22 protein-coding genes and 3 pseudogenes are annotated in these 24,211 nt (G+C 39.0%); 22 read left to right on the top strand and 3 right to left on the bottom strand.

Annotated features, from left to right (window positions below; all coding sequences use genetic code 11):
• The first annotated feature begins 5 nt into the window (after window positions 1–5).
• The 13 genes from ACTNES_RS04555 (at window position 6) to ACTNES_RS04495 (ending at window position 11,080) form a co-directional block, all read left to right on the top strand.
• Window positions 6–524 carry an ABC transporter permease subunit gene (locus ACTNES_RS04555; protein WP_441038626.1) on the top strand — a complete coding sequence of 173 codons (519 nt, stop codon included), beginning with the start codon at window positions 6–8 and terminating at the stop codon, window positions 522–524.
• Window positions 524–1,465, top strand: a complete 942-nt coding sequence (locus tag ACTNES_RS04550; protein WP_291814729.1) for an ABC transporter permease — start codon at window positions 524–526, stop codon at window positions 1,463–1,465. The genes ACTNES_RS04555 and ACTNES_RS04550 overlap by 1 nt, the downstream gene beginning before the upstream one ends.
• Before the next feature lie 78 nt (window positions 1,466–1,543).
• The gene (gene udp / locus ACTNES_RS04545; protein ID WP_291806862.1) at window positions 1,544–2,326 is read left to right on the top strand and encodes a uridine phosphorylase; all 783 of its coding nucleotides are present in this window, start codon (window positions 1,544–1,546) and stop codon (window positions 2,324–2,326) included.
• Between the two features lie 47 nt (window positions 2,327–2,373).
• Entirely contained in the window at window positions 2,374–3,039 is a 666-nt protein-coding gene (gene deoC / locus ACTNES_RS04540; RefSeq protein ID WP_216458731.1) for a deoxyribose-phosphate aldolase, read from the top strand.
• A gap of 93 nt (window positions 3,040–3,132) precedes the next feature.
• On the top strand, window positions 3,133–3,561 hold the full coding sequence (locus ACTNES_RS04535) for a cytidine deaminase (protein WP_291806866.1): 429 nt from the start codon (window positions 3,133–3,135) through the stop codon (window positions 3,559–3,561).
• Between the two features lie 90 nt (window positions 3,562–3,651).
• A complete protein-coding gene (locus ACTNES_RS04530; protein ID WP_291814727.1) occupies window positions 3,652–4,086 on the top strand; it encodes a hypothetical protein in 435 nt (144 codons plus the stop codon).
• Between the two features lie 18 nt (window positions 4,087–4,104).
• Window positions 4,105–5,295 carry a phosphopentomutase gene (locus ACTNES_RS04525; RefSeq protein WP_291806872.1) on the top strand — a complete coding sequence of 397 codons (1,191 nt, stop codon included), beginning with the start codon at window positions 4,105–4,107 and terminating at the stop codon, window positions 5,293–5,295.
• Window positions 5,296–5,403: 108 nt separating this feature from the next.
• Window positions 5,404–6,138, top strand: coding sequence for a Crp/Fnr family transcriptional regulator (locus tag ACTNES_RS04520; RefSeq protein WP_300336054.1), 735 nt, complete (start codon window positions 5,404–5,406; stop codon window positions 6,136–6,138).
• Window positions 6,139–6,194: 56 nt separating this feature from the next.
• A complete protein-coding gene (locus tag ACTNES_RS04515; RefSeq protein WP_291806876.1) occupies window positions 6,195–7,016 on the top strand; it encodes a purine-nucleoside phosphorylase in 822 nt (273 codons plus the stop codon).
• A 381-nt stretch (window positions 7,017–7,397) separates the two neighbouring features.
• Window positions 7,398–7,880, top strand: coding sequence for a LeuD/DmdB family oxidoreductase small subunit (locus tag ACTNES_RS04510; protein ID WP_216458725.1), 483 nt, complete (start codon window positions 7,398–7,400; stop codon window positions 7,878–7,880).
• A 1-nt stretch (window position 7,881) separates the two neighbouring features.
• On the top strand, window positions 7,882–9,132 hold the full coding sequence (locus ACTNES_RS04505; protein WP_441038621.1) for a 3-isopropylmalate dehydratase large subunit: 1,251 nt from the start codon (window positions 7,882–7,884) through the stop codon (window positions 9,130–9,132).
• Between the two features lie 191 nt (window positions 9,133–9,323).
• Complete coding sequence (locus ACTNES_RS04500) at window positions 9,324–9,815, top strand: LeuD/DmdB family oxidoreductase small subunit (protein ID WP_320813148.1); 492 nt, start codon at window positions 9,324–9,326, stop codon at window positions 9,813–9,815.
• A 17-nt stretch (window positions 9,816–9,832) separates the two neighbouring features.
• The gene (locus ACTNES_RS04495) at window positions 9,833–11,080 is read left to right on the top strand and encodes a 3-isopropylmalate dehydratase large subunit (protein ID WP_291806882.1); all 1,248 of its coding nucleotides are present in this window, start codon (window positions 9,833–9,835) and stop codon (window positions 11,078–11,080) included.
• Window positions 11,081–11,683: 603 nt separating this feature from the next.
• On the opposite strand, the pseudogene ACTNES_RS04490 reads toward ACTNES_RS04495, so the two are convergent.
• Window positions 11,684–11,746 (bottom strand): annotated as a pseudogene (locus tag ACTNES_RS04490) (DUF6783 domain-containing protein); the annotation flags it as partial.
• Here ACTNES_RS04490 and ACTNES_RS04485 point away from each other — a divergent pair.
• The 8 genes and pseudogenes from ACTNES_RS04485 (at window position 11,738) to ACTNES_RS04450 (ending at window position 21,076) form a co-directional block, all read left to right on the top strand.
• A complete protein-coding gene (locus tag ACTNES_RS04485; RefSeq protein ID WP_441038637.1) occupies window positions 11,738–11,797 on the top strand; it encodes a DUF6783 domain-containing protein in 60 nt (19 codons plus the stop codon). The pseudogene ACTNES_RS04490 and the gene ACTNES_RS04485 overlap by 9 nt on opposite strands.
• A gap of 44 nt (window positions 11,798–11,841) precedes the next feature.
• Window positions 11,842–11,892, top strand: a pseudogene (locus tag ACTNES_RS04480) (hypothetical protein); the annotation flags it as partial.
• 693 nt (window positions 11,893–12,585) lie between these two features.
• Window positions 12,586–14,148 carry an aminotransferase class I/II-fold pyridoxal phosphate-dependent enzyme gene (locus ACTNES_RS04475; protein WP_320813150.1) on the top strand — a complete coding sequence of 521 codons (1,563 nt, stop codon included), beginning with the start codon at window positions 12,586–12,588 and terminating at the stop codon, window positions 14,146–14,148.
• Window positions 14,149–14,513: 365 nt separating this feature from the next.
• A complete protein-coding gene (gene lepB / locus ACTNES_RS04470; RefSeq protein ID WP_216458720.1) occupies window positions 14,514–15,083 on the top strand; it encodes a signal peptidase I in 570 nt (189 codons plus the stop codon).
• 244 nt (window positions 15,084–15,327) lie between these two features.
• Window positions 15,328–17,931 carry a DUF5722 domain-containing protein gene (locus ACTNES_RS04465; RefSeq protein WP_441038620.1) on the top strand — a complete coding sequence of 868 codons (2,604 nt, stop codon included), beginning with the start codon at window positions 15,328–15,330 and terminating at the stop codon, window positions 17,929–17,931.
• 274 nt (window positions 17,932–18,205) lie between these two features.
• Window positions 18,206–19,690 carry a S1C family serine protease gene (locus ACTNES_RS04460; protein ID WP_291806888.1) on the top strand — a complete coding sequence of 495 codons (1,485 nt, stop codon included), beginning with the start codon at window positions 18,206–18,208 and terminating at the stop codon, window positions 19,688–19,690.
• 314 nt (window positions 19,691–20,004) lie between these two features.
• Window positions 20,005–20,355 (top strand): Hpt domain-containing protein, encoded by a 351-nt coding sequence (locus tag ACTNES_RS04455; protein WP_441038619.1) that lies wholly within the window; start codon window positions 20,005–20,007, stop codon window positions 20,353–20,355.
• Window positions 20,356–20,413: 58 nt separating this feature from the next.
• Entirely contained in the window at window positions 20,414–21,076 is a 663-nt protein-coding gene (locus ACTNES_RS04450) for an HAD family hydrolase (RefSeq protein WP_441038618.1), read from the top strand.
• A 106-nt stretch (window positions 21,077–21,182) separates the two neighbouring features.
• Here ACTNES_RS04450 and ACTNES_RS04445 read toward each other — a convergent pair whose 3' ends face one another.
• Window positions 21,183–22,643, bottom strand: coding sequence for a helix-turn-helix domain-containing protein (locus ACTNES_RS04445; protein WP_441038617.1), 1,461 nt, complete (start codon window positions 22,641–22,643; stop codon window positions 21,183–21,185).
• A gap of 191 nt (window positions 22,644–22,834) precedes the next feature.
• Between ACTNES_RS04445 and ACTNES_RS04440 the strand changes: the two genes are divergently transcribed.
• Window positions 22,835–23,386 (top strand): hypothetical protein, encoded by a 552-nt coding sequence (locus ACTNES_RS04440; RefSeq protein WP_441038616.1) that lies wholly within the window; start codon window positions 22,835–22,837, stop codon window positions 23,384–23,386.
• A 251-nt stretch (window positions 23,387–23,637) separates the two neighbouring features.
• Here ACTNES_RS04440 and ACTNES_RS04435 read toward each other — a convergent pair.
• Window positions 23,638–23,981 (bottom strand): annotated as a pseudogene (locus ACTNES_RS04435) (class I SAM-dependent methyltransferase); the annotation flags it as partial.
• Window positions 23,982–24,211: the final 230 nt, after the last annotated feature.

Raw genomic sequence — 24,211 nt, 5'->3', positions numbered from 1 at the left:
AGTTTGTGACTATCGGATTACCGCTTGCAGTGATCATGGCAGTGGTTGTATGGGTTGTCCTTGAGAAAACCAAATTTGGTTTCGAATTAAAAGCAACCGGCATGAACAAGAATGCCGCAAAATATTGCGGTATGAAAGAGAAGAGAAACACCATTGTAACAATGATGATCGCCGGAGGCCTTTCCGGACTCGGAGCTGCTGTTTTCTATTTAAGTGGCATTGAAACCTGGATGGTCCAGCAGACAACTGTTCCGGGAATGGGATTCAACGGAATCGCAGCAGCATTCCTTGGAGGTCTGAATCCGATCGGCACGATCTTTTCCTCTTATTTTATCCAGCACATTACAAGTGGTGGAAGCTATGTAGACAAAACAATGTACTGTACACAGATCTCTGATCTGATCTCAGCATTTATCATTTACCTTTGCGGATTTGTATTCTTCTTCAAACTCTGGCTTAACCGTTATCTGGACAAAAGAGATGAGAAAAACGCCGCAAAACAGGTGAAAGGAGGAGAAAAATAATGGTTTTATTACTCCAATATACATTAATATTTGCATCTGTTCTGATCCTTGTAGCACTTGGCGGATGTTTCTCCGAACACAGTGGTGTAGTAAATATCGGTCTTGAGGGAATCATGGTTATGGGAGCACTCGGAGGAGCTCTGATGATGAAGTATCTTCCGTCAACAATGGCAGCGCCTCTGGTGATCCTGTTTGTAATTCTTGGCAGTGTGATCGTGGGAATGGTATTTTCCCTTTTCCTTGGTGTTGCGGCAATTCATTTTAACGCAGACCAGACACTTGTAGGAACAGCACTGAACCTGCTGGGACCTGCAGCAGCAGTAGTAATCGTAAGAGCCATCAATATGTCCGAAAGTATTGATAATGTCTCCTCTACAGTTGCTTACAAAGAAGCAAAGAAAGCGTTCCTCGTAAACATCGGAAAATTTGAGTTCAGTTGGTTTATGCTTTTGGCATTGCTGATTCTTATTGTATCATATATCATATTATATAAGACTAAGTTCGGTCTCCGTCTTATGGCATGTGGAGAGCATCCGCAGGCAGCAGACTCCGTGGGAATCAACGTTTACAAAATGCGTTATGCAGGTGTTCTGATTTCCGGAGCATTGGGCGGACTTGGCGGACTGGTTTATATTACAGCCGGTGTCAGTGAATGGAAATTTGAGAACGGCGTTGCCGGATTCGGATTCCTTGCACTTGCAGTTATGATCTTTGGTCAGTGGAAACCGGTAAATATCGGACTTGCAGCACTTTTGTTTGGTCTGTTCCGTGCACTTTCCAATGTTTATACAGGATTTGACGTACTGGTAGCATTAAAGCTTCCAAGTACCTTATATAACATGTTCCCGTATATTATTTCTCTGATCGTTCTTGTATTCGTATCCAAGAACTCCAGAGCACCGAAAGCAGAGGGTATTCCGTACGATAAGGGACAGAGATAAGGCCAGAAACGTATAAAACAATAACATAAGATGTGAAAATGTTTCACGTGAAAAATTCAGGTAAAGGATGGAAAGCTCATGAAAAATTATTCAGAAGATGCAAGCAGACAGTATCATATTCAGGTAGCAAAAGGTGAAGTAGGACGTTATGTGATCCTGCCGGGAGATCCAAAAAGATGTGCAAAAATCGCGCAGTATTTCGATGCTCCGGTACTGATCGCAGACAACAGAGAATATGTCACATATACAGGAACACTCGATGGCGTAAAGGTAAGCGTAACCTCAACAGGAATCGGCGGTCCGTCCGCATCCATCGCAATGGAAGAACTGTACCGCTGCGGTGCAGACACATTCGTAAGAATCGGTACATGTGGAGGAATGCAGCCGGAAGTAAAGAGTGGTGACGTAGTGATCGCTACAGGTGCGGTCCGTATGGAGGGAACAACCAGAGAATACGCACCGATCGAATATCCAGCAGTAGCAAACCTCGATGTGATCAATGCTCTTGTAAACGTTGCAAAAGAAAAAGGATTCCCGTGCCACACAGGTGTTGTACAGTGTAAAGATGCATTCTACGGTCAGCATGAGCCGGAAGAAATGCCTGTAAGCTATGAACTGCTCAATAAATGGGAAGCATGGAAGAGAATGGGATGCCTTGCATCAGAAATGGAATCCGCAGCTCTCTTCATCGTAGCTGGCAAACTTCGAGTAAGAGCAGGTTCCTGCTTCCTGGTAGTTGCAAATCAGGAAAGAGAGAAACTCGGCCTGGAGAATCCGGTAATCCACGATACAGATATGGCTATTCGTGTAGCTGTAGAAGCCATCAGAAAAATGATCAGAGAAGATCAGGCTAAACAGTAGTAATAAGCGAAACTGACAGCGGCAGAAAGAAAAGAGGACGAGCAAAAATGGAAATCAAAGAAATCTTAAAACATGTAGATCATACACTTCTTCTTCAGCCATCCACATGGGAAGAAATCAAACAGATCTGCGACGACGCAATGAAATATGGAACTGCATCTGTATGCATCCCTCCATGCTATGTAAAAGAAGCAGCAGAATATATGGATGGGAAAATGGCAGTATGCACAGTTATTGGTTTCCCAAACGGAAACACAACTACAGCAACAAAAGAATTTGAAACAAAAGATGCCATTGCAAACGGTGCATCTGAAATCGATATGGTGATCAATATCGGATGGTTAAAAGATAAGAAATACGATCTGATCGAGAACGAGATCAGAACTCTCAAAGCAGCATGCGGGGAAAAAATTCTCAAAGTTATTATTGAAACCTGTTTCCTTACAACAGAAGAAAAGATTAAAATGTGCGAAATCGTAACAGCAGCAGGAGCTGATTATATCAAAACATCTACAGGTTTCGGTGGCGGTGGCGCAACATTTGAAGATATCGAACTTTTCTCCAAACATATCGGATCAAACGTAAAAATGAAAGCAGCCGGCGGTATTTCTTCTCTGGATGACGCTGAGAAATTCCTTTCTCTGGGTGCAGACAGACTGGGAACAAGCAGAATCATTAAGATTGTAAAGAATGAAGAAGCAAGTGGATATTGATCATCTGTTATTATCGGCAGTCTGAAAATAGTCTGTCAGTAACAGGGATTGCAGTAATGAGCAAAAGGGTGAAAATAACGGAGGTGTAATATTATGCAGAACTTAGACAAAATAATGATTGACAAACTGATCGAGACAGCAATTGAGCAATTGAAATTTTCCTATACACCATATTCTAATTTCAAAGTCGGCGCAGCACTGCTTGCAAAGAACGGAGAAATCTACACAGGGTGTAACATTGAGAATGCAGCATACACACCTACCAACTGTGCCGAAAGAACAGTGTTCTTTAAGGCCGTAAGCGAAGGAATAAAAGAATTTGATGCAATCTGTATCGTAGGCGGAAAAGACGGCGTATTGACCGAATATGCGGCTCCATGCGGCGTGTGCCGTCAGGTAATGATGGAATTCTGTAACCCGGAGACCTTTAAGATCATTCTGGCAGTGGATAAAGATCATTACGATGTTTATACATTAAAAGAGCTCTTACCACAGGGATTCGGACCGCTGAATTTAGCATGAAACCAGTTTACATCAGGCTATATTTCTGGAAAATCCAGAAGTTTGACTGATAGATAAAGTATTATACGAAGCAAAAAATGGAGAAACATCATGACACAGGAACAACTGATCACATTACCGAAAATAGAACTGCATTGCCACCTGGATGGCTCACTCAGTCGTGAATTTATAGAGAAGCGCCTGGGAAGAAAGGTACTTCAGGAGGAACTGAGTGTATCAGACGACTGTACCAGCCTTGCAGAATATCTGGAAAAATTCACATTGCCTGGACAGTGCATTATGGATGAAAAAGGACTGGAAGAAGCCGGATACGATGTGCTCAGAAGCATGAGCAGAGAGAATGTCTGCTATGCAGAAATCCGCTTTGCACCTCTATTGTCGGTGACAGAAGAGATGAACTGCAAAAAGGTCATCGAAGCGCTGTTGAAAGGTCTGGAACGGGGCAAAGACGATTTCGGAGTAGAATTCGGTGTGATTACCTGCGCCATGAGATACCACAGCGAAGAAGAAAACAGCAAAATATAAGAGATGAGGTAAGGAAACATGAAAAATTATGAAAGAATTTTTGTAATTGTACTTGATTCTCTGGGAATCGGGGCAATGCCGGATTCAGCAAATTTTGGTGACACCGGAGTAGACACTTTTGGACATATTCTTGAGAAAATGGGTTCTCTTGATATCCCAAATCTCGCAAAACTCGGAATGCTGAATCTCCATCCGGCCGGAAATATGACAGGCGTGGAAAATCCGATCGGACGCTATACTCGTCTGAGTGAAGCCAGCAACGGTAAGGATACTATGACCGGACACTGGGAGATGATGGGAATCAAGACAGAAAAACCATTTAAAACCTTTACAGAAACAGGTTTCCCGCCGGAACTGATCGCTGAACTGGAGAAACAGTGCGGTAAGAAAGTAATCGGAAACAAAAGTGCAAGTGGGACTGAGATCATTGAGGAACTGGGAGAAGAGGAAATCGAGACAGGTGCAATGATCGTCTATACATCTGCGGATTCCGTACTTCAGATCTGTGGAAACGAGGAAACATTTGATCTTCAGAATTTGTATCGCTGCTGCGAGATCGCCAGAGAGATTACATTGAAGGACGAATGGAGAGTTGGAAGAGTCATTGCAAGACCGTATGTTGGAAAGAAAAAAGGCGAATTTAAACGTACCAGCAACCGTCATGATTACGCTCTGAAACCTACAGGACTTACTGCTTTAAATGCACTTAAGGACAAAGGCCTCGACGTGATCGGTGTAGGAAAGATCAACGATATTTTCTGCGGAGAGGGAATCACAGAGACATATCATTCAGACAGTTCTGTACACGGAATGGAGCAGACAATTGACATATGCAAAAAAGATTTCAAAGGATTGTGCTTCGTTAATCTTGTAGACTTCGACGCATTATGGGGACACAGAAGAAACGTAGAAGGATACGGAAGAGAAATTGAGAAATTTGATAAGAATTTGGGTGTCCTGTTAGAAGAAATGAAAGAAAATGATCTGCTTATCATCACAGCAGACCACGGAAACGACCCAACATATACAGGAACAGACCATACCAGAGAACATGTGCCATTTATTGCTTACTCCAAGAGCATGAAAAACGGCGGCGAGATTAAAAACGAAGATACATTCGCAGTGATCGGAGCTTCCATAGCAGATAACTTTGGTGTAGAAATGCCAGAGGGACCGATCGGACATTCTATTTTAAATGAATTAGTGTAAGAACGCTTACAGGGAAAAATGGTTTTGGAGTTGGTTTATCGGGAGAAAATCATATTTTCCGGTAAACCGCAAGGTAGATGAAAAACACAGAAAGTATAGGAACCGCATATGAAGCACAAATATTTACAAGACGCATTGCCGTTTCTGAAAGAAGTGGATAAAGAAAGACAAAGGCAATTTGAATTTTATTTCCGCAATGCACCATTGTGGGTTATGGACCTGCTTCAGAGCGAAGAACTGGAGCCGGGGACCACTTTTATCAGAGAGAATGAGCCGGCAGATACGATTTTCTTTATTGGAAGAGGCAGAGCGAAAGCTACGGATTATCGGATTTCCGGGATCGCATACGATTTCATGAAACCAAAAGATCTGATCGCGCTGGGTGGAATGGAAGTGATCATGGAACTTGAAAATTACCAGACTACCTGGGAAACAGAGACGAAATGTACAGTCGTAAAGCTGCCACGAGCTAAATATGAAAAATGGATTTACGCAGACACAGATATTTTCCGACTGGAATCAAAAATCACCTGCGAATCCCTGCTGGAAGAGAGCAGAAGAAATAGACTGTATCTTTTCCTTCAGGGTGCAGACAGACTGGCACTTCTTCTTGTTGAATGGTTTGAGAAATTCAACAGAAATGGCGAACTCTGCATCAATGAAAGCAGACAGAGCATTGCGGACGAGACTGGTCTTTGTCTCAAAAGCGTTAGCAGGGGAATAAAGAAATTCGCCGGAGATGGCCTGATCACCAAGAAAGGGAATCAGATATTGATCGACCAGGAACAATATGAAGGTCTGAGAAAGATTGTCAATGAAAATATGGACAGCTTCTCAGGATAAAAATCATGCAAAGATTGTTTCACGTGATACATTTAATAAAGGAGATTCAGCAGTAAATGAGTAAATTATATGAGAAACTGGAGACTTGCCTTGCAAGTGTACGCCAGAAAACAGATTTCAAACCAGAAGTAGCACTGATCCTGGGCTCAGGACTTGGTGACTATGCAGATGAGATTAAGATTGAAACAACCATCGATTATACAGATATCGAGGGCTTTCCGACCTCAACAGTAGCAGGCCACAAAGGGAGATTTGTATTTGGATATGTTGGAAATGTTCCGGTAGTGATCATGCAGGGAAGAGTTCACTATTATGAAGGATACCCGATGACAGATGTTGTACTTCCGACAAGACTGATGGGGATGATGGGAGCAAAGAAACTCATCCTGACAAATGCAGCAGGTGGTGCAAATCCGGAATATAAACCGGGAGACTTTATGATGATTACAGACCACATTACAACAGGAGTACCAAGCCCGCTAATTGGGGAAAATATCTATGAACTTGGTGCAAGATTTCCTGATATGAGCGAAGTATATAGTCTCCGTTTACAGGATGTCATCAGAAAATGCGCAGACAGATGCGGTATTAGGCTTCAGGAAGGGGTATACGTTCAATTTACCGGTCCGAACTATGAAACTCCCGCAGAAGTAAGACTGGCACAGTGGTGGGGCGGAGATGCAGTAGGGATGAGTACAGCATGCGAAGCTATGGCGGCTCGCCACATGGGACTTGAAATTTGCGGAATCTCCTGCATTACCAACATGGCAGCGGGAATTTCCAAAGAAGAACTCAACCACAAAGAAGTCCAGGAAACCGCTGACCGCGTGGCAAAATCATTTAAAGAGCTGATCACTGAGATTGTGGTAAATATGTAAAATTACAGCATATATGTTGTAAAAATAATGAATTAAAGAAAAAAGATCTTTGCAGATAGAAAGCAGAGATTTTTTTTCTTTTAAAAATGTTTGATGAACAAGACAATTGGTATATGTTTAAACTCTTTTACATGAGAGTAAGTCCTCATTTACGGCGTATGCTTTTCACAATTAAATCAAGGCGACTTATCATCAGCTATTATCACACGAGGTTAAGAATAGATTTAGCGTGGTATTATAAAAAAGACAGGAATATTGAAAACAGGCGTTTTCAATCTCCTGTCTTTTGTGCTAAAATAGGAAAAGAATTTATCTGAATAAATCGCTAAAGAGAGATAAATTATTAAAACATAAAACGATACAGAAAGGAAACTGGTTTTTATGGAAACAGGAACAATTTTTAAATTTCATAACGATCTGGATACAGACCAGATCATAGCATCACAGTATCTGTTACTTCCGAATCTGGATGAGATGAAAGGCCACGCCTTTGAATCCCTGGATCCGGATTTTTCTAAGAAAGTAAAACCTGGTGATTTCGTAGTAGGAGGAGAGAACTTTGGATGTGGATCCTCCAGAGAGCAGGCACCTGGCGTATTAAAAGCATTAGGTGTACAGGCAGTCGTAGCGAAATCTTTCGCACGAATTTTCTACAGAAACTCTATCAATATCGGCTTACCGGTAATTGTCTGTAAAGATCTTCCGGACGAAGTAAATACCGGAGACCAGATGGTTCTTCACATGTCCGAGGGAACTGTAGAAGCCAACGGAAAAACATATTCCTGTACAAAACTTCCGGAATACATGCAGAACATTTTAAATCAGGGCGGCCTGATCGCATCTCTGAACAAGGAGGAAAAGTAAAATGGGAATGACAATTGCAGAAAAGATTATCGCTGCAGCAGCAGGAGTAGACAGTGTAAAACCTGGAGATATCCATACAGTCAAACTTGACCGTCTGATGAGTAACGATGGAACCACACATCTTACTGTTGATATGTACAATAACAAATTAAAGAATCCGCACATTGCAGATACAAGCAAGCTTGTGTTTATCGTGGATCATAATGTACCGTCTGACAGCCCGAAAACAGCAGCATCCCAGAAGAAAATGAGAGATTTCGCAAAAGAAAACAATATTGATTTCTGGGAAGGCAAAGGTGTGTGCCATCAGGTTATGATCGAGAATTATGTCCGCCCGGGTGAACTGATCTTCGGCGCAGACAGCCATACATGCTCCTACGGTGCATTAGGCGCATTTGGAACAGGTGTAGGATGCACAGACTTCCTGTACGGAATGGTTACAGGAACATCCTGGGTACTGGTTCCTGAGAGCGTGAAATTCAATCTTGTAGGCAAACTTCCTGAGGGTGTTTATGCAAGAGACCTGATCCTTACAATTATCGGAGAAATTGGTGCAAACGGATGTAATTATCAGGCAATGGAATTTACAGGAGAGGGTGCAAAAACACTCAGCATCAGTGACCGTATGGCGCTCTGCAACATGGCAGTAGAGGCAGGTGCTAAGACTGGTATCTTTGAAGCAGACGAAAAGGCTATCGAATACCTGAAAGAACACGGACGTGAACCAAAAGCCGTATTCCACAGCGATCCAGATGCTGTTTATGCAAGAGAATATACATTTGATTTATCAAAAGTCCGTCCTGTAGTTGCCAAACCTGACTTCGTAGATAACGTAGTTCCTGCAGAAGAAACATGCGGAATCAAGATCAACGAAGCATTCCTTGGTTCCTGCAACAACGGACGTATTGAAGATCTCCGCGTCGGCGCTGAGATCATTAAGGGCAAGAAGGTCGCTGAGGGCGTCAGATTCCTCGTTGTACCTGCAAGCCAGACAATTTACCGCCAGGCATTAAAAGAAGGCCTTATAGACACCTTTATGGACGCTGGAGCCATTGTTATGAATCCGAACTGCAGCGTATGCTGGGGAAGCTGCCAGGGTGTTATCGGTGAAAACGAAGTTCTCATCAGCACAGGAACCCGTAACTTCAAAGGCCGTGCAGGACATCCGAGCTCCAAAGTATATCTGGGATCAGCAGCTACTGTTACAGCATCTGCTATTACAGGAAAGATTGCGCTGGCAAGTGAAGTATAAATTACATAAATAAGATAGTGAAACCGAGATGTGGGAAGCAGTGCTCCTGGTTTCACGTGATGTTAAACACAGATGTTTCACGTGAAACATGAAACATTTTGTTGAGAAACTATAGATTCTGCATATATTTCGTTTACATTTGGAATGTAAGCTCAATACATATGCAGACGTAGATATAAAGAGGTAAAATTATGGAAAAATTCACAGGAAAAGTGTGGGTACTTGGCGATGATATCGATACAGATATCATTATCCCGACAGAATACCTCGCACTGAAAACAATCGACGATATGAAACAGTATGGCTTTTGTCCGCTGCGCCCGGAACTGGCAGGACAGATTCAGCCGGGAGACATTATTGTTGCAGGAAAGAATTTCGGATGCGGATCTTCCAGAGAACAGGCACCGGAAATCATCAAAGCACTGGGGATCCAGTGTGTAATTGCCAAATCTTTTGCAAGAATTTTCTTCAGAAACTCTATTAATAACGGACTCCTCCTGATCGAACAGTCAAATCTCCACGATGACATCAAAGAGGGCGACGAAATAACCGTAGTGATGAACGAACATGTAGATTACAATGGAAAACAGTACCCGATCGCTTCTCTGCCGGAGAATCTGATGAGTATTATCCAGGCAGGCGGACTTGTAAAAGCCATGCGTAAATTAAACGGTCTGGATTAATGGGAAAGGAGAAGCAAATGGGCGAGACAGTTATTGAGAAAATCATTAGAAACAATGTTGGAAAAACAGTAAAGCCAGGAGACATCGTAACGGTCAATGTAGACAGAGTTATGATCCATGATATATTTATCCCGTTCGTAGCAGAAAAGTTCGAGGAAATGGGCTTTACGAAGCTCTGGGACCCGGATAAAGTAGTTTTGATTTACGATCATCTGGTTCCTGCAAGTCAGTTAGATGATACCAGACATTTCCATACAGGAGATGCTTTTGCAAAGAAATACGGCATGAAAAACGTCCACAGAAGTGACGGAATCTGCCATCAGTTAATGACTGAAGCGGGCTACGTGAAACCAGGCAATATTGTATTCGGTACAGACAGCCATACAACTACTTACGGATGTGTAGGTGCATTCTCTTCTGGTATCGGATATACAGAAATGGCAAGTATCCTGGGAACAGGAACGATGTGGATCAAAGTTCCGGAGACAATTAAAGTCGTGATCGAGGGAGAACTTCCGGAAAACGTTATGTCCAAAGACATTATCCTGCGTCTGATCGGTGATCTGGGCGCTGATGGAGCTACATACAGAGCACTTGAATTCACAGGCAGCACAATAAAGAATATGACGGTAGCAAGCCGTATGACCATGGCAAACATGGCAATCGAGGCCGGTGCGAAATGTGCATTATTCACACCGGATGAAAAGACCGCAGAATACTGCGAAATCGAGTTAAATGACTTCCAGAAGAGCCTTGTAGGCGATGAGGATGCAACATATATGAAGACTATTACATATCGCGCAGAAGACTTCGTACCGGTTATGGCATGCCCGTCTCAGGTAGATAAGATCAGAAATGTAAGCGAACTCGAAGGAACAGAAATCGATCAGGTATTCATCGGATCTTGTACAAATGGTCGTCTGGAGGACCTGAAAGCCGCTGCAGAGGTCTTAAAAGGCAAAAAGGTAGCAGATTACGTGAAATTAATCGTAACCCCTGCAAGCCGTAAAATATATCGTCAGGCAATCGAACTGGGAATCCTGGACACTTTAGCAGAGGCAGGAGCCATGATCACACATCCTGGATGTGGATTATGCTGTGGACGTGCAGGCGGAATTCTTACAGACAGTGAACGTGTAGTAGCTACAAATAATAGAAACTTCCTTGGCCGCATGGGAACTTCCAAGGTAGAAATCTACCTTGCATCTCCGAAAACAGCAGCTGCATGTGCAGTAGCTGGTAAAATCGTAAGTCCAGAGAAATAAATTGGACAATAAATTTAATGTGACATAAATCGTACTAATAAGCAATAAAACAAGAAACTAACAGATAAGTCCACTGTATTATTTATAAAAAGAGTAAGCAGTGGGCTTATTTTATGTTATAAAATGATACGGAGACGTATTTCATATCGCATAATAGAGTATCTGACTGGATAATACAGTAAAGAAAGGGTGTATTTGACGATAAATAGGGGAAGAAAAGATACATATGGAATTTCTGACAGGTTTGCAGAACTTCTATATGTATCTTTTTATGTTATAGCAAATAAAATGTTAATATTCTTATGTTATAAGAGCAAAAAAGTTCTTCAGAATTGTCTAATAGAAGGAATGTACGATATACAATGGAATATTTGTTATAGGACAAAAAGATGTAACAAAACTTCGATTTTATAAAATACTCAATACAGTGTTTGAAGAAGAATACCACCTGGAATCTGTTTTTAGAAAACAAAAATAGAATTTTATAATACATTGTAGTGTTGATATATATATGAACTTTTGTCTACATATAATAAGACGTAGATGTAAGTGTGATAAATCAGTTGACTGTATTTTATCAGATATTAATAAATGCTATGTAGATTAACAGCCAGGATTTATTGTACTAGAGCGTGTTTGAAAAATCATTCCCGCAATCTGTACGCCCCACTTTGCGGTATATTTTGCCCGAATTCGGTTGTCGTGGTCCGGTGGTAGCCCGCTGCGACGCCCCCATCCGAACGAAACCTCCCACAAATTGTGACGCACATCCTGCAGAAAACCCTTTTCAAACACGCTCTAATCTTATTTAGGGTTTCGTATATAGTTTGAGATTGATTATAGAGGCAATGCGGAGCAAGAGATTCGGCATAGAAATGGTTATTTTGCCATGAGTAGGCATGAAAGAGGATGATTTTATCTTCCTGGTCCAAAATAGTAATAAAATATATGCTATTTTGAACTTAAAATAAAACAAATGGGATATATGAAATGATACAAAAACCGCGTAAATAAAGGATTTTTTAAAGATATTGAACATAAAAGTGAACTAATATTGAACCAAAATGGAGAAAGTTTAATAGTAGTTCAAAATAATAAATTAAACTAATTGAACCGAAATAACAAAATGATTAATAAGTTCAATATAGTTCAAAATAAAATGAACCAAGAACTGAACTGAATATTGAACTTTGTTAATAAAATTGAAAATAATGAAATTTACCGTTGAATTATCAGTTCAATTATAGTATAATAGCAAAGAAAAAACTTGAAAAAGCTGATAAAATGCGGGTTTTAAAAATGAACAGAACATATGTTTATATATAAGCCCAGAAGAAATATATTTGAACTTGATTAATGTTTGTATGTATTTTCATTCCCGTATAAACGATATAACATACCTGTTCTTTCTATAATAATATATGTAAAAGAGTTAGGAAGTATACCAACATTCCATTAATTAGAACGGGGTAATTTGTTTCTTACAAAGAACGGAGATTGTATTTATGAATAATATATTTGCTGAACGATTAAAAATAGCGATGGAACAGAAGAATATGAAGCAGATTGACCTTGTAAAGAAGGCGGCAGAGCAGGGAGTAAAACTTGGAAAGAGCCATGTGAGTCAGTATCTGAGCGGCAAAACAACTCCCAGATCTGAAATCCTCCATTTCCTTGCGAATACATTAGAGGTAGAAGCGGATTGGTTAAAAGGAAATGATACAGCAGTAGAACCACTAAAGAAAGACACAAATGAGGCAAGAGTTCAGATGGAAAATATGAAATTTGATTGTAATTACAATAATAATATGAAAGAAAACGAGAATAATACAGTAGAAGAAGCACAGGTTCGCGAATTTAAAAAGTCATCAAAGCTGGATAATGTGTTATATGATGTAAGAGGACCTGTTGTTGAGGAAGCTGCACGTATGGAGGATGCAGGAACTCAGGTTCTGAAGCTGAATATCGGAAACCCGGCACCGTTTGGATTCAGAACACCGGATGAAGTAATCTATGATATGAGACAGCAGCTGACAGAATGTGAGGGATATTCCCCTGCAAAAGGTTTATTCTCTGCCAGAAAGGCAATTATGCAGTATGCGCAGCTGAAAAAACTTCCTAATGTATCTATTGAGGATATTTATACAGGAAATGGTGTCAGCGAGCTGATCAACCTTAGTATGTCAGCTTTATTAGATAATGGAGATGAAATTTTAATTCCATCCCCGGATTACCCATTATGGACAGCATGTGCAACTCTTGCCGGAGGTAAAGCAGTACATTATATCTGTGATGAACAGGCAGAGTGGTATCCAGATATGGATGATATACGAAGAAAAATTAACAGCAGAACAAAAGCAATCGTTATTATAAATCCGAATAACCCGACTGGTGCGCTGTATCCGAGAGAAGTATTACAGCAAATAGTAGATATTGCCAGAGAACATCATCTGATCATTTTCTCTGATGAGATCTATGATCGTCTGGTAATGGATGGTGAAGAACATATTTCTATTGCTTCTATGGCTCCTGATTTATTCTGTGTAACATTTAGTGGTCTGTCAAAATCACATATGATCGCAGGATTCAGAATTGGATGGATGATCCTGAGCGGTAATAAAGCAATTGCCAGAGACTATATCGAAGGAATTAAGATGCTTTCCAATATGAGACTTTGTTCTAATGTACCGGCACAGTCAATTGTTCAGACTGCATTGGGTGGACATCAGAGTGTGGAGAGTTATATTGTTCCTGGTGGACGTATTTATGAGCAGAGAGAGTTTATTTATAATGCATTGACAGATATTCCGGGAATTACAGCTGTGAAACCGAAAGCAGCATTCTATATGTTTCCTAAGATTGATACAAAGAAATTTAATATTGTAAATGATGAGAAATTTGCATTGGATTTGTTAAAAGAAAAGAAGATTTTGCTGGTACATGGCGGTGGATTTAACTGGCATCAGCCAGATCACTTCAGAGTAGTTTATTTACCTAGAATAGAAGTACTGAAAGAAGCAGCCGGAAAGATCAGAGATTTTCTGGAGTATTATCAGCAGGAAATCTAAGATTTTACTTGTTAGAGTAGAAAAAAGCGTATATGTTTCACGTGAAACATAACGCTTTTTCTTTTATAAGATAAAGTATTCTATAAAAAAGATGAAGTGAAAAGCAATATATGATACTGAAGATAAAACTATAGTATAAAAAAGGTTATAGAAATAGCAGAATAATATTTTTGTAATAAAAGAGACATTGTTTCACGTGAAACATTCACAACGATTTTATAAAAAATTAAGTGGTGAAGCAAGCACAGATGTGATAAACTATATTCAACGTATTCTTTGCAAAACAGTTATTACATGATCCTGAAAGATACATGATATACTTATCTGCAAAGATGTATTGGCACAAATTGGAGGTACGACAGAAGATGGAAAATGAGGAAAAAAACCAGACAGAACAGCAAAGTAAAAGCCAGTCAGTCTGGAAAGAAGTATGGGACTATGCAAAGATCATTATTGCTGTTTTCGTCATAGCATTTCTGCTTGGACACTTCGTATATATTAATGCGAGAGTACCATCAGGATCTATGGAAGAGACAATTATGACAGGCGACAGAGTATTTGGAAATCGTCTGGCATATATAAAAGATGATCCAGAGAGATTTGATATCGTAATATTCAAATATCCGGATGACCCATCTCAGCTTTTTGTAAAAAGAGTAATCGGCCTGCCTGGAGAAACCGTAAATATTGTGGATGGAAAAGTATATATCAATGATTCTGAAGAACCATTAGATGACAGCTTTTGCCCGGAAACACCGGAGGGAAGTTTTGGACCATATACGGTTCCTGAGGGATGCTATTTCATGTTAGGAGATAACAGAAACCACAGTATGGATTCCCGTTATTGGCAGAATACCTTTGTAGAAAAAGATGCAATTGAGGCACAGGTGGCAGTTCGTTACTGGCCATTAAATAAGATTGGAACTGTGAAATAAAAAAGTACATGAGAGACCGTTAGATCAGCAGGAAAGAGTTGATTTAACGGTCTTTTTTGTTGTCGGAGGATTTTGCAGATGCTATACTAAATAGAGACATTGTAGTTGTTCAGCAGGACTCTGGTTTGAGAGGTTTCAGTCAAAATTTTTCCACCAAAGATAAATTAACCTTGAAGCTACTGGACAATTACGAAACAGTTACTGAAAAGTGCAGACAGGTATGAAATAAGAGAAGGAGAAGAATATGAATAAATGGAAGAAGTTCATAGCAATAGGACTGGCAGTATCTATGCTCGCGCCCTCCTGTATACCACAGACATTATGGGCAGCGGAATTTTCTGTCGACGGAAATGTAATTGTACACGAAGAATTTGAAGACGGGGCAGAAGAGGAACTGCCAACTGAGAAAGACGATAAAGAGGTATTTGGGACAGGAGAATCGGAGCCTGATAATGAGGCGGAAACATCTTCAGATGATATGGATCATCCTAAACAGCCAGAGTCAGGGGACGCGGATACAGCTCAGGCAGCAGAAGGATATATCATACAGCTCTATAGTGAGGGAAAACTGCAAAAGTCATATGCGATCCCATATGCAGACATTGAGACTGCGAAAGCACCGGCAGCATTAAATGGAAAAGCTGGTTATACATTTAAAGAATGGAATACAAAAGAAGATGGTACTGGTAATGCGTACAAACCAGGAGACTCGATCAGAAACTTACTGATATCAGTCAATTCAGAAGTGCAGACACAGGGAGAAAATGAGCAGAATACCGTTCAGACTGCAGCAACAGAAGGAAATATGGAGACTTCTCAACTGTCAGGTACAAAAACAATAGTAAATGAAAATGGAACAGCGAATGCAGCAGTACAGCAATCTGAAAATACAGAAGAAATATTGGATGTAGCAAACGTAGTTGCGACAGAAAGCACAGATGATGCAGAAATTGCAACTAATGCAGAACAGATTGCGGATACACAACAGCCAATTGTTTCAGAAGAACCATCCGATACAGAAGAACCAGCAGGTACATCATCTGAAGTATCAACTACAGAGAATAAAGATACAGTAACCTTATACGCTATCTGGGAAAAAGCTTCTGCGTATAAGATTACATACAAACTTAATAAGGGAAAAAATAATTCATCCAATCCGAAGACCTACACAGTAGAAGATGAGATTAAATTAAAAAATCCAACACGTTCCGGATATCATTTTGTAGGATGGTATACAGACAGAAAGTACAAAAAGAAGATAAGCGTGATCGAGAAGGGGACGGAAGGTGAACTTACTTTATATGCAAAGTGGACAAAGGAAATCAGTCCATCGGCAAAAGCGGCTACATTGACATCTATAAAAGGAACAAAAGCAAAGACCATCACAGCCTCTGCAACTGTCTCCAATTACGTAAAAAGTACAGACAGTTATTATTATCTGGTGTATGTAGATTCTAATACAGGCAAGGTAAAGAAAGCAGCAGCGAAGGTAAATAAGCCAGAAACAGCAAATGGAAAAATTACATTTAAACTGGATATTTCTGGACATCCGGAATATGCACAGGGAAAATTCGCAGTAGGAGTAAAGAAATCCAAGACTATATATACAGTGATCAGTTCGAAAAGTTATGTCAGCAATCCGGAAAAACTCAGTTCAAATACAGCAACATATTTTGTACCAAAAACGAAAAAAGGGATACAGTCCACGACTTTCAGTGAAGTAACCGATACAAAATCCAAGACTATATTTTTCAACTTATATATTTCAGATCTAATGAGAAAAGACAGTGGGGTGGAAACGTATAAGTATAATGGAAAGACGTATCATTTTAATGGTTTATATGGATATATGAATCTGGTTCAGCAGTGCAATGCAAAAGGAATTCAGGTGACTGCACAGATAAGTATTGATAAGAATGCAAGTACCCAGAGTTTTACCACGGGAAACAGTCCATATGCAGAAACTGCTTACTATGGATGGAATACAGATAACAGTACAACGAGACAGACTATGGAGGCAATGTTTGCATATCTGGGAGAGAAGTTTGGAAGCAATAATTGCTATATCAGTAATTGGATCCTTGGAAATGAAGTAAATACTATGAGTGGATATTATTACGTAGGAAACGTCAGTTTCTCCAAATTTATTTCCATGTACAGTGAAGCATTCCGCTGTCTGTACAATGCAGTACGCAGCAGCCGGGCAAGTTCCAAAGTATTTATTTGCCTGGATAACTGCTGGAACCAGAAAAATGCATTTACAGTCTGCTACAGTGCAAAATCAACGTTAGACAGTTTTGCATCTAAGATTTCCAGTATGCAGAAAGGTGTTAACTGGAATCTTGCATATCATGCCTATAATCAGCCGCTTTCAGACTCTCAGTTCTGGTCAGGAGCAAATGCATCTATGTTTACCAGTGATGCAAATTCAACAACATTTATTACAATGCGAAATATTGAGACACTGACAAACTATGTAAAAAGTAAATATGGATCAAATACAAGGATTATTCTTTCTGAACAGGGATTCTCTTCTGCATCCGGAGGACAGGCAAACCAGGCGGCAGCACTGGCACTGGCATATTACAAGGCAGCATGCAATCCAATGATTGATGCGTTTATTATAAGAAGCTACAAAGACGAAGCTCATGAGGTTGCGCAGGGACTAGCGATGGGATTGAAGGATGCAAATGGCAAAAAGAAAACAGCATTTAATATTTTTGCCAATATGGATGGTTCTAATTCACTGAAATATACAGAGAAAGTATTGAACAGTCAGGTAGGAAACTGGAAAGCACAGGTTCCAGGGTATACCGCGAAGAGAATTTTCAATATGTATAGAAGTTAAGTAATCGATAATAGCAGGATATCATAGACAGAGGCCGGATATCCTGCTATTATCATGTGTGGAAATATATATTTTCATGAAAATCATGTTGATGATTGAACAAACGGAAAATCATCACAAATTAAACACATTTTTCCCACACAAAGAACACAAATCATTTCTATACTTAGAAGCATCAAAAGGAAACAGAGATAAATAAACATGAAGCAATACTTAAAAGATTCATTTCAGATTGCTTTATGAAATTGACATAGATCCAGGGAGGGACTTTATTATGATGAATAAAGATAACAGAAATGATAAAATTAGAAAAATCGCAAAGAAAGGTCTTACACTTAGCCTGTGTGCAGTACTTGCAGGCGGATTGGCAGCAGGAAGCTTTGAAGGAATCAATAAGATTACAGGAACAACAACAGTAGAAGCAGCAAATAAAGATGAAACAACTTTGACATTTGCAAAATCTGAGAAGAAAGCAGACGACAGTGATTCTGCAACAGATGACAGCACAGAAGCAAAAGACAGCACAGCAAAAGGTAGCCTTGATGTATCTGATATTGCATCAGAAGCACTTCCGTCTATCGTATCTATCACAACAAAATCTGTTCAGGAAGTACAGAACTACTATGGAATATATGGAATGTACGGATATGCTCCACAGCAGCAGGAACAGGAAGTGGAAGGTAGTGGTTCAGGTATCATTGTTGGTAAGAATGATGATGAACTTCTGATCGCTACAAATTATCACGTAGTAGAAGGTGCAGATACATTGTCAGTAGCATTTGTAGATGGAAATGCAGTAGAAGCATCTGTAAAAGGATTTGATGAAGAGAGAGACCTTGCAGTTGTATCTGTAGCTCTGGATGATATTGACAGTGACACAATGGACGCTATTTCCGTTGCAAAGATTGGCAGCTCCGATGATCTGAAAGTTGGTGAGCAGGTAGTTGCTATTGGTAATGCTCTTGGATATGGTCAGTCTGTTACAACCGGTATTGTAAGTGCTAAGAACCGTAGAATGGATTCTGATAACAATACAGTAACAGATGGAAGTGATGACAGCAGTGCAGGTGTAAACCTGATCCAGACAGATGCAGCTATCAACCCTGGTAACAGTGGTGGTGCTCTTCTGAATATGGAAGGTGAGGTTGTAGGTATCAACTCTGCAAAACTTGCATCTACAGAAGTTGAAGGTATGGGTTATGCAATCGCAATCTCTGATGTAACAGACATTCTTCAGAACCTGATGAATGAGACTTCCAGAGATAAACTGGATGATTCTGAGCATGGTGTAATTGGAATTAAATGCACTTCTGTAAGTTCTGAAGCAGTTCAGATGTATGGAATTCCAGCAGGTGTATTTGTATCAGAAGTAACAGATGGCGGTGCAGCAGATAAAGCAGGTTTGAAAGCAAACAGTGTTATTACAGAATTCAATGGAAAATCTGTTTCAAGTGCAGATCAGTTGATTGAATATCTTTCCTACTATGAACCAGGTGAAGATGTAGATCTGACAGTTCAGGTTCCTAGTGGAAATGGTTATAAAGAAGAAACGATCACAGTGACTCTGGATGAAAATACAAATGCTGATGACAGCAAGAGCGATAGCAGCAAGGACAGTAAAAAAGATAAAAAGGATAAAGGAGACTCAAAGTCAGATAACAACGAAGATGCTGACAGCGAAGACAACAGCGATTCCGATGAGAATGACAACGAAAATCCGTTTATCGAATATTTCCAGAATCAGGGATTTTTCAGATAAGCTGAATGTTAAACAGTAAATAAGGTTTATATATGTTTGGCAGCAGGGATTAATACTTATAAAAATATGATTTGTATCAGCACTTTCATATGTGACAGACACTTGCATATGAAAGTGCTTTTTTTGGGATGAATTAACTATTTTTCGTGCGATTTTTCGCGATTCTTTTTTGTAAGAATACTTGTGAATGGCTACATGGTGTGATAAAATAATCATATTGCAAAAACAGGCGAATTATAGGAAATACTGGTACTGCATGAATTGGTATAGCGATAAATTGGAAGGTTGTTAACGTAAATAAAGAGGAGATAGATATGACAGTAAAAGAATGTTATGAACAGATGGGTGCGGATTATGAAGGTGTTCTGGGAAGACTGAGAAGTGAAGGTCTGATTAAGAAATTTGCGAAGAAGTTTCTGGATGACGGAAGTTTTCAGAGTCTGAAGGATAATCTGGCACAGGGAAATGGTGAAGAGGCTTTTCGTGCCGCTCACACATTAAAAGGTGTATGCCAGAATCTTGGATTTGACAATCTGTATAAACCAAGCTTTGATATTACAGAGCAGCTCAGAGGCAGAAGCACAGAAGGTTGTGAAGAACTTTTTGCAAAGGTAGAAGAGCAGTACAAGAAGACAACTGATGCGATTCAGATGATGGACGATTGATTTTGTAGTAATGGCGTCAGATGAGCAGCGAGGAAGCTGCATAAAAAGGTAAAGAATAATGAGTGATATTACTGAAGTTCAGGCATGTATTTTTGATGTAGATGGGACCCTATTGGATTCTATGCCCGTGTGGGATGATATCGGAGAACGCTATCTGACAAGTCTTGGAATTTCGGCAAGAGAAGGACTTCATGATGTGCTGAATACCATGAGTCTGGAACAGGGAGCAGTTTATCTGAAGGAAGAATATCAGATTGATAAGCCGATTCCACAGATTGTAAAAGAGGTTCTGAAAATTGTAAGTGATTTTTATCGGTTTGAAGCACCATTGAAACCAGGTGTGAAAGAAACGCTGGAATGGTTGAGTGAGAAGAAAATTAAAATGGTAATTGCCACTTCCAGTAATAAAGAACTGGTGGAAGCAGCGCTGGAAAGAAACGGTGTTCTGCAATACTTTGAGCAAATTTATACATGCACAGAAGTTGGTGCAGGGAAAGATGAACCGAAGATTTATCTGGAAGCGGCAAAATTTCTGCAAACAAAGCCAGAGAATACAGCGGTATTTGAAGATGCTATCCATGCTGCAGAGACGGCAAAGGGGGCAGGTTTCGTAGTTGTTGGTGCTTATGATGCAAGCAACGAGGAGAATCTTTCCAGAATGAAAGAAGTTTGCGATTATTATTATGAAAGAATGGATGAAGTAATACAAGCTGATAACTAATGTACCGAAGGCTGGTATACTGCATTTTGAAAATCAAAAAGAACAATATATACAAAGAATAAGAAGAGTTTCTGTAAAAGGGGAAAACGACAGAAACTCTTTTTGATTAAATAGACTCTTTTAAGATATGGATTATATTTTGAATTAATGTACAGGCTTCTTCTTGAGAATAGTAGTTTGTTTCTTCCAGCTGTTCCAGATAATCTTTGAAGATCTGGAAAAACTGAGATTCGCAGATAATAAGAAAAATGGTTTTTCCATTACTTGTATTATAAGTTAATTCACAGTCTGTATCCCTGACGCACAAATGCAGATTTGCCGGGAGATACTGTAGGGAACCTTTCAGGATTCGGTAATAATCATGCTGGCAGCAGAATTTGATTTCCTTCAAAAGGGTAAGGCGCTGCTCCGGAGTAAAAGGATGATAGAAGGTATCTGGAAATTCTTCGATTAATCCGGTTTCGGCAAAGTGTTTAATGCCTGCTTCTGTAAAATAAATCAGGAAATTACCATGTTCTACACGTTCTCTGTTTTTCAGAAATATTTTTTCTATCATAGGAATCATGACTTTCGATTGAGGAAGATCATGGTTAAATGCATCTCTTAATAGTTTACCTGTGATAAAAGGAGTCAGACAGGCTTCAGGCTGAATTGCAATGATTTTCTTGTCAGAGTCCTCTTTGGCGTCATCAATAGTGTGAAAAACTGACAGATAATTTTCCGGTGAAACTAACACAGGTTTAAAAAGAGGCTGACATTGTGATTTATTTTTCTTAAATATTTTCCATAGCATATTAATAGTTTTCTTATCTTGATAGCATAAACCATTTTGGTAATCAATTGTACACATGACAGCAGCATCTGAAGTAAGAATCAGATAAGGCATAATCGCAGGACTATAAGGGCTGGATTTCGAATTGTTATAAAAATAAAAAGTATTATAATCAAGACCATTGGTATAAATCGGAAATATTTCTTTTAAATATTCCAGATTATATAATTGATTCTGCGCATTAAAAGTCATACGACTGGTAAGCGAGAAAATATGGTCAATGCATAAAGTGCCAGAAGGATTTAAGCAGGCAAGAAGTCGGAAAAGAAAGTGGTAATCCGGTTGGAGAAACAGACCTATTTTTCCGGAAACTTTACTGGCTTCTCTTAATATTATCTGATGAACACAATTGTCAATATACTGTTGAGATGAAAGTACTGTAAAGTCATTGTATGAATTGAAATCAATCAGTGGCACAGAGGACATAGGAGGTAAAGGCTCTGTCGGTTTATCCGGGAATTGACAAATAAAATCTTCTACACTTTTTCGAGAATAGTATGGTGTAGATCCTATATGAGATACCTTCCAGGCATTTATCAAGGTATGAGTTTCTGAAGGGGTAAGCTGCATGAACTGCGCAATTTTCTTTACAACAGCAATATCACCGGGAAGTCTTTTATCATTAATAAATTTATAAATAGTAGAACGCTCAACACCACAATAACGAGCAAGGGGTTGGACTTTTATATTTTTTTCTTCCTTAAAACTATTCAGGACATCTGAAAATACGGACATGGGATTAAGATCCTTTCTCTTTTGTATGTAAGTTTATCATACCATATTTGGGAATGTAAGTCATTAACAAAAGAAGGTGGTGTCTTAAAAATGGAAAAAACGGTTCACAAAGTATGCCGCATATTGTGGAAGTAAAGAAAAAAGTGGTAAAATAATCAAAAGTACGAATTATATTAAGGAGAAAAGAATTCATGAAAAGGAAATTTAAACAGGGAATAGTATTTATTTTAGCAATCTTGCTGTCAATTACAGCAACACCGATGTACCTGATAAATGCAAGTGTACCATCAAATTCATATAATAAAAATATTTATCAAGTGTATTCTGAATTGGTTTTAAAAGATAAAGATGAATATGGGTATTATCCATATTTTGGATGTGAAGATATAAATGGTGACAAGATTCCGGAATTATTTATTTTCCGAAGTTATTATAAGAAGGGTGGATATGATGTTTACACATATAAAAATGGAAAAATTCAATATTTGTCTAAAGTAACATGTGGAAGCTGGCTTATGTATACTAGTAAAGTACTTGTATGTAGAAACGCAGATGAGATAACTGTATATAAATGGAAGAATAATAAGTTGGTAAAAGATAAATGGTATATTTATTCTTCAAAAAATCGTGAAAAGTTTGCAAAGGCATCTTATAAGTATGTTGGAAAGGCAATAAATAAATATAAAAGTAAAAATAAAACAAAGCAATTGAATTATCTGAAAAACTGCTTGAAGAAATACTAAATGTGCGATGATGTTAGGATAAAGATAGTCAGAAAGGGACGTTGAAAATATAAAAAATTAGAGAGTAATTTTATTAACTGTCTGGATTAAAAAATATGAATCCAGACAGTTTTTTAGATTCTAATACCAACGTGTCATTGGAAGTTCATTATTAACTCCCTTAGTCATAAGAATGTGATGAAAATCAAGAATTCCGTTATAGAAGGTAGCGGCACATGCAGATAAGTAGAGATTCCACATATGCAGGAACAATCCATTTTATTTACCTGTGCTTGATACAGAGTATCATCTTCATGAATGAAATAGCTACAGGAATAACTCATAGTTTTACCAAGCCATAATTGTAGAAATTATTTCCGATATCATAGTGGCTGGTTACTTCTTTTTTCTGGTTCTTTTTAGAAGTGGAGCTGAATATAATCTTTTTCAGAGCAAATTCATTGGTAGAGAATTTACCCATCTGTCCCAGAAAATGATCCAGTGATTCGTAAAGATTTCCCTCCATATCAAGATCACCGCGCATATAAGCTTCACCAAATGCTAGTGAAATACTCTTGACGAGATCTGCGAGAGGAATTGCTTTCTTGAAATTAATTTAAATGTGTATCAGTTAAGTAGAAAATATTGTCCACAAAGCATGCCACATATTGTAAGAAAAAATGCTTGATGATAAAATAAATTCATACAAATCGAACAAATTAAACAAATAGTCACATCAGATGTGGATATCTGATAGACTATAGCAAAAATGTAAGTACTCTTATAATTTTTTAGAAAAGAACGTATAAGATAATTACATTGATCAAAGAAAGGAGGGTGCAAAAG

Origin of the sequence: Blautia sp. HCP3S3_D9 (genome assembly GCF_052063845.1) — a bacterium.
Lineage (GTDB): Bacteria > Bacillota > Clostridia > Lachnospirales > Lachnospiraceae > Blautia_A.
Note: the sequence above shows the minus strand (reverse complement) of the source record. Positions and strands in the feature narration are given on the sequence as shown.

Bases quoted from the DNA above. Each gene is read 5' to 3' on its own strand.
- ACTNES_RS04550 (WP_291814729.1), top strand. From the start codon at position 524: ATGGTTTTATTACTCCAATATACATTAATATTTGCATCTGTTCTGATC.
- udp (WP_291806862.1), top strand. From the start codon at position 1,544: ATGAAAAATTATTCAGAAGATGCAAGCAGACAGTATCATATTCAGGTA.
- deoC (WP_216458731.1), top strand. From the start codon at position 2,374: ATGGAAATCAAAGAAATCTTAAAACATGTAGATCATACACTTCTTCTT.
- ACTNES_RS04535 (WP_291806866.1), top strand. From the start codon at position 3,133: ATGCAGAACTTAGACAAAATAATGATTGACAAACTGATCGAGACAGCA.
- ACTNES_RS04530 (WP_291814727.1), top strand. From the start codon at position 3,652: ATGACACAGGAACAACTGATCACATTACCGAAAATAGAACTGCATTGC.
- ACTNES_RS04525 (WP_291806872.1), top strand. From the start codon at position 4,105: ATGAAAAATTATGAAAGAATTTTTGTAATTGTACTTGATTCTCTGGGA.
- ACTNES_RS04520 (WP_300336054.1), top strand. From the start codon at position 5,404: ATGAAGCACAAATATTTACAAGACGCATTGCCGTTTCTGAAAGAAGTG.
- ACTNES_RS04515 (WP_291806876.1), top strand. From the start codon at position 6,195: ATGAGTAAATTATATGAGAAACTGGAGACTTGCCTTGCAAGTGTACGC.
- ACTNES_RS04510 (WP_216458725.1), top strand. From the start codon at position 7,398: ATGGAAACAGGAACAATTTTTAAATTTCATAACGATCTGGATACAGAC.
- ACTNES_RS04505 (WP_441038621.1), top strand. From the start codon at position 7,882: ATGGGAATGACAATTGCAGAAAAGATTATCGCTGCAGCAGCAGGAGTA.
- ACTNES_RS04500 (WP_320813148.1), top strand. From the start codon at position 9,324: ATGGAAAAATTCACAGGAAAAGTGTGGGTACTTGGCGATGATATCGAT.
- ACTNES_RS04495 (WP_291806882.1), top strand. From the start codon at position 9,833: ATGGGCGAGACAGTTATTGAGAAAATCATTAGAAACAATGTTGGAAAA.
- ACTNES_RS04475 (WP_320813150.1), top strand. From the start codon at position 12,586: ATGAATAATATATTTGCTGAACGATTAAAAATAGCGATGGAACAGAAG.
- lepB (WP_216458720.1), top strand. From the start codon at position 14,514: ATGGAAAATGAGGAAAAAAACCAGACAGAACAGCAAAGTAAAAGCCAG.
- ACTNES_RS04465 (WP_441038620.1), top strand. From the start codon at position 15,328: ATGAATAAATGGAAGAAGTTCATAGCAATAGGACTGGCAGTATCTATG.
- ACTNES_RS04460 (WP_291806888.1), top strand. From the start codon at position 18,206: ATGATGAATAAAGATAACAGAAATGATAAAATTAGAAAAATCGCAAAG.
- ACTNES_RS04455 (WP_441038619.1), top strand. From the start codon at position 20,005: ATGACAGTAAAAGAATGTTATGAACAGATGGGTGCGGATTATGAAGGT.
- ACTNES_RS04450 (WP_441038618.1), top strand. From the start codon at position 20,414: ATGAGTGATATTACTGAAGTTCAGGCATGTATTTTTGATGTAGATGGG.
- ACTNES_RS04445 (WP_441038617.1), bottom strand. From the start codon at position 22,643: ATGTCCGTATTTTCAGATGTCCTGAATAGTTTTAAGGAAGAAAAAAAT.
- ACTNES_RS04440 (WP_441038616.1), top strand. From the start codon at position 22,835: ATGAAAAGGAAATTTAAACAGGGAATAGTATTTATTTTAGCAATCTTG.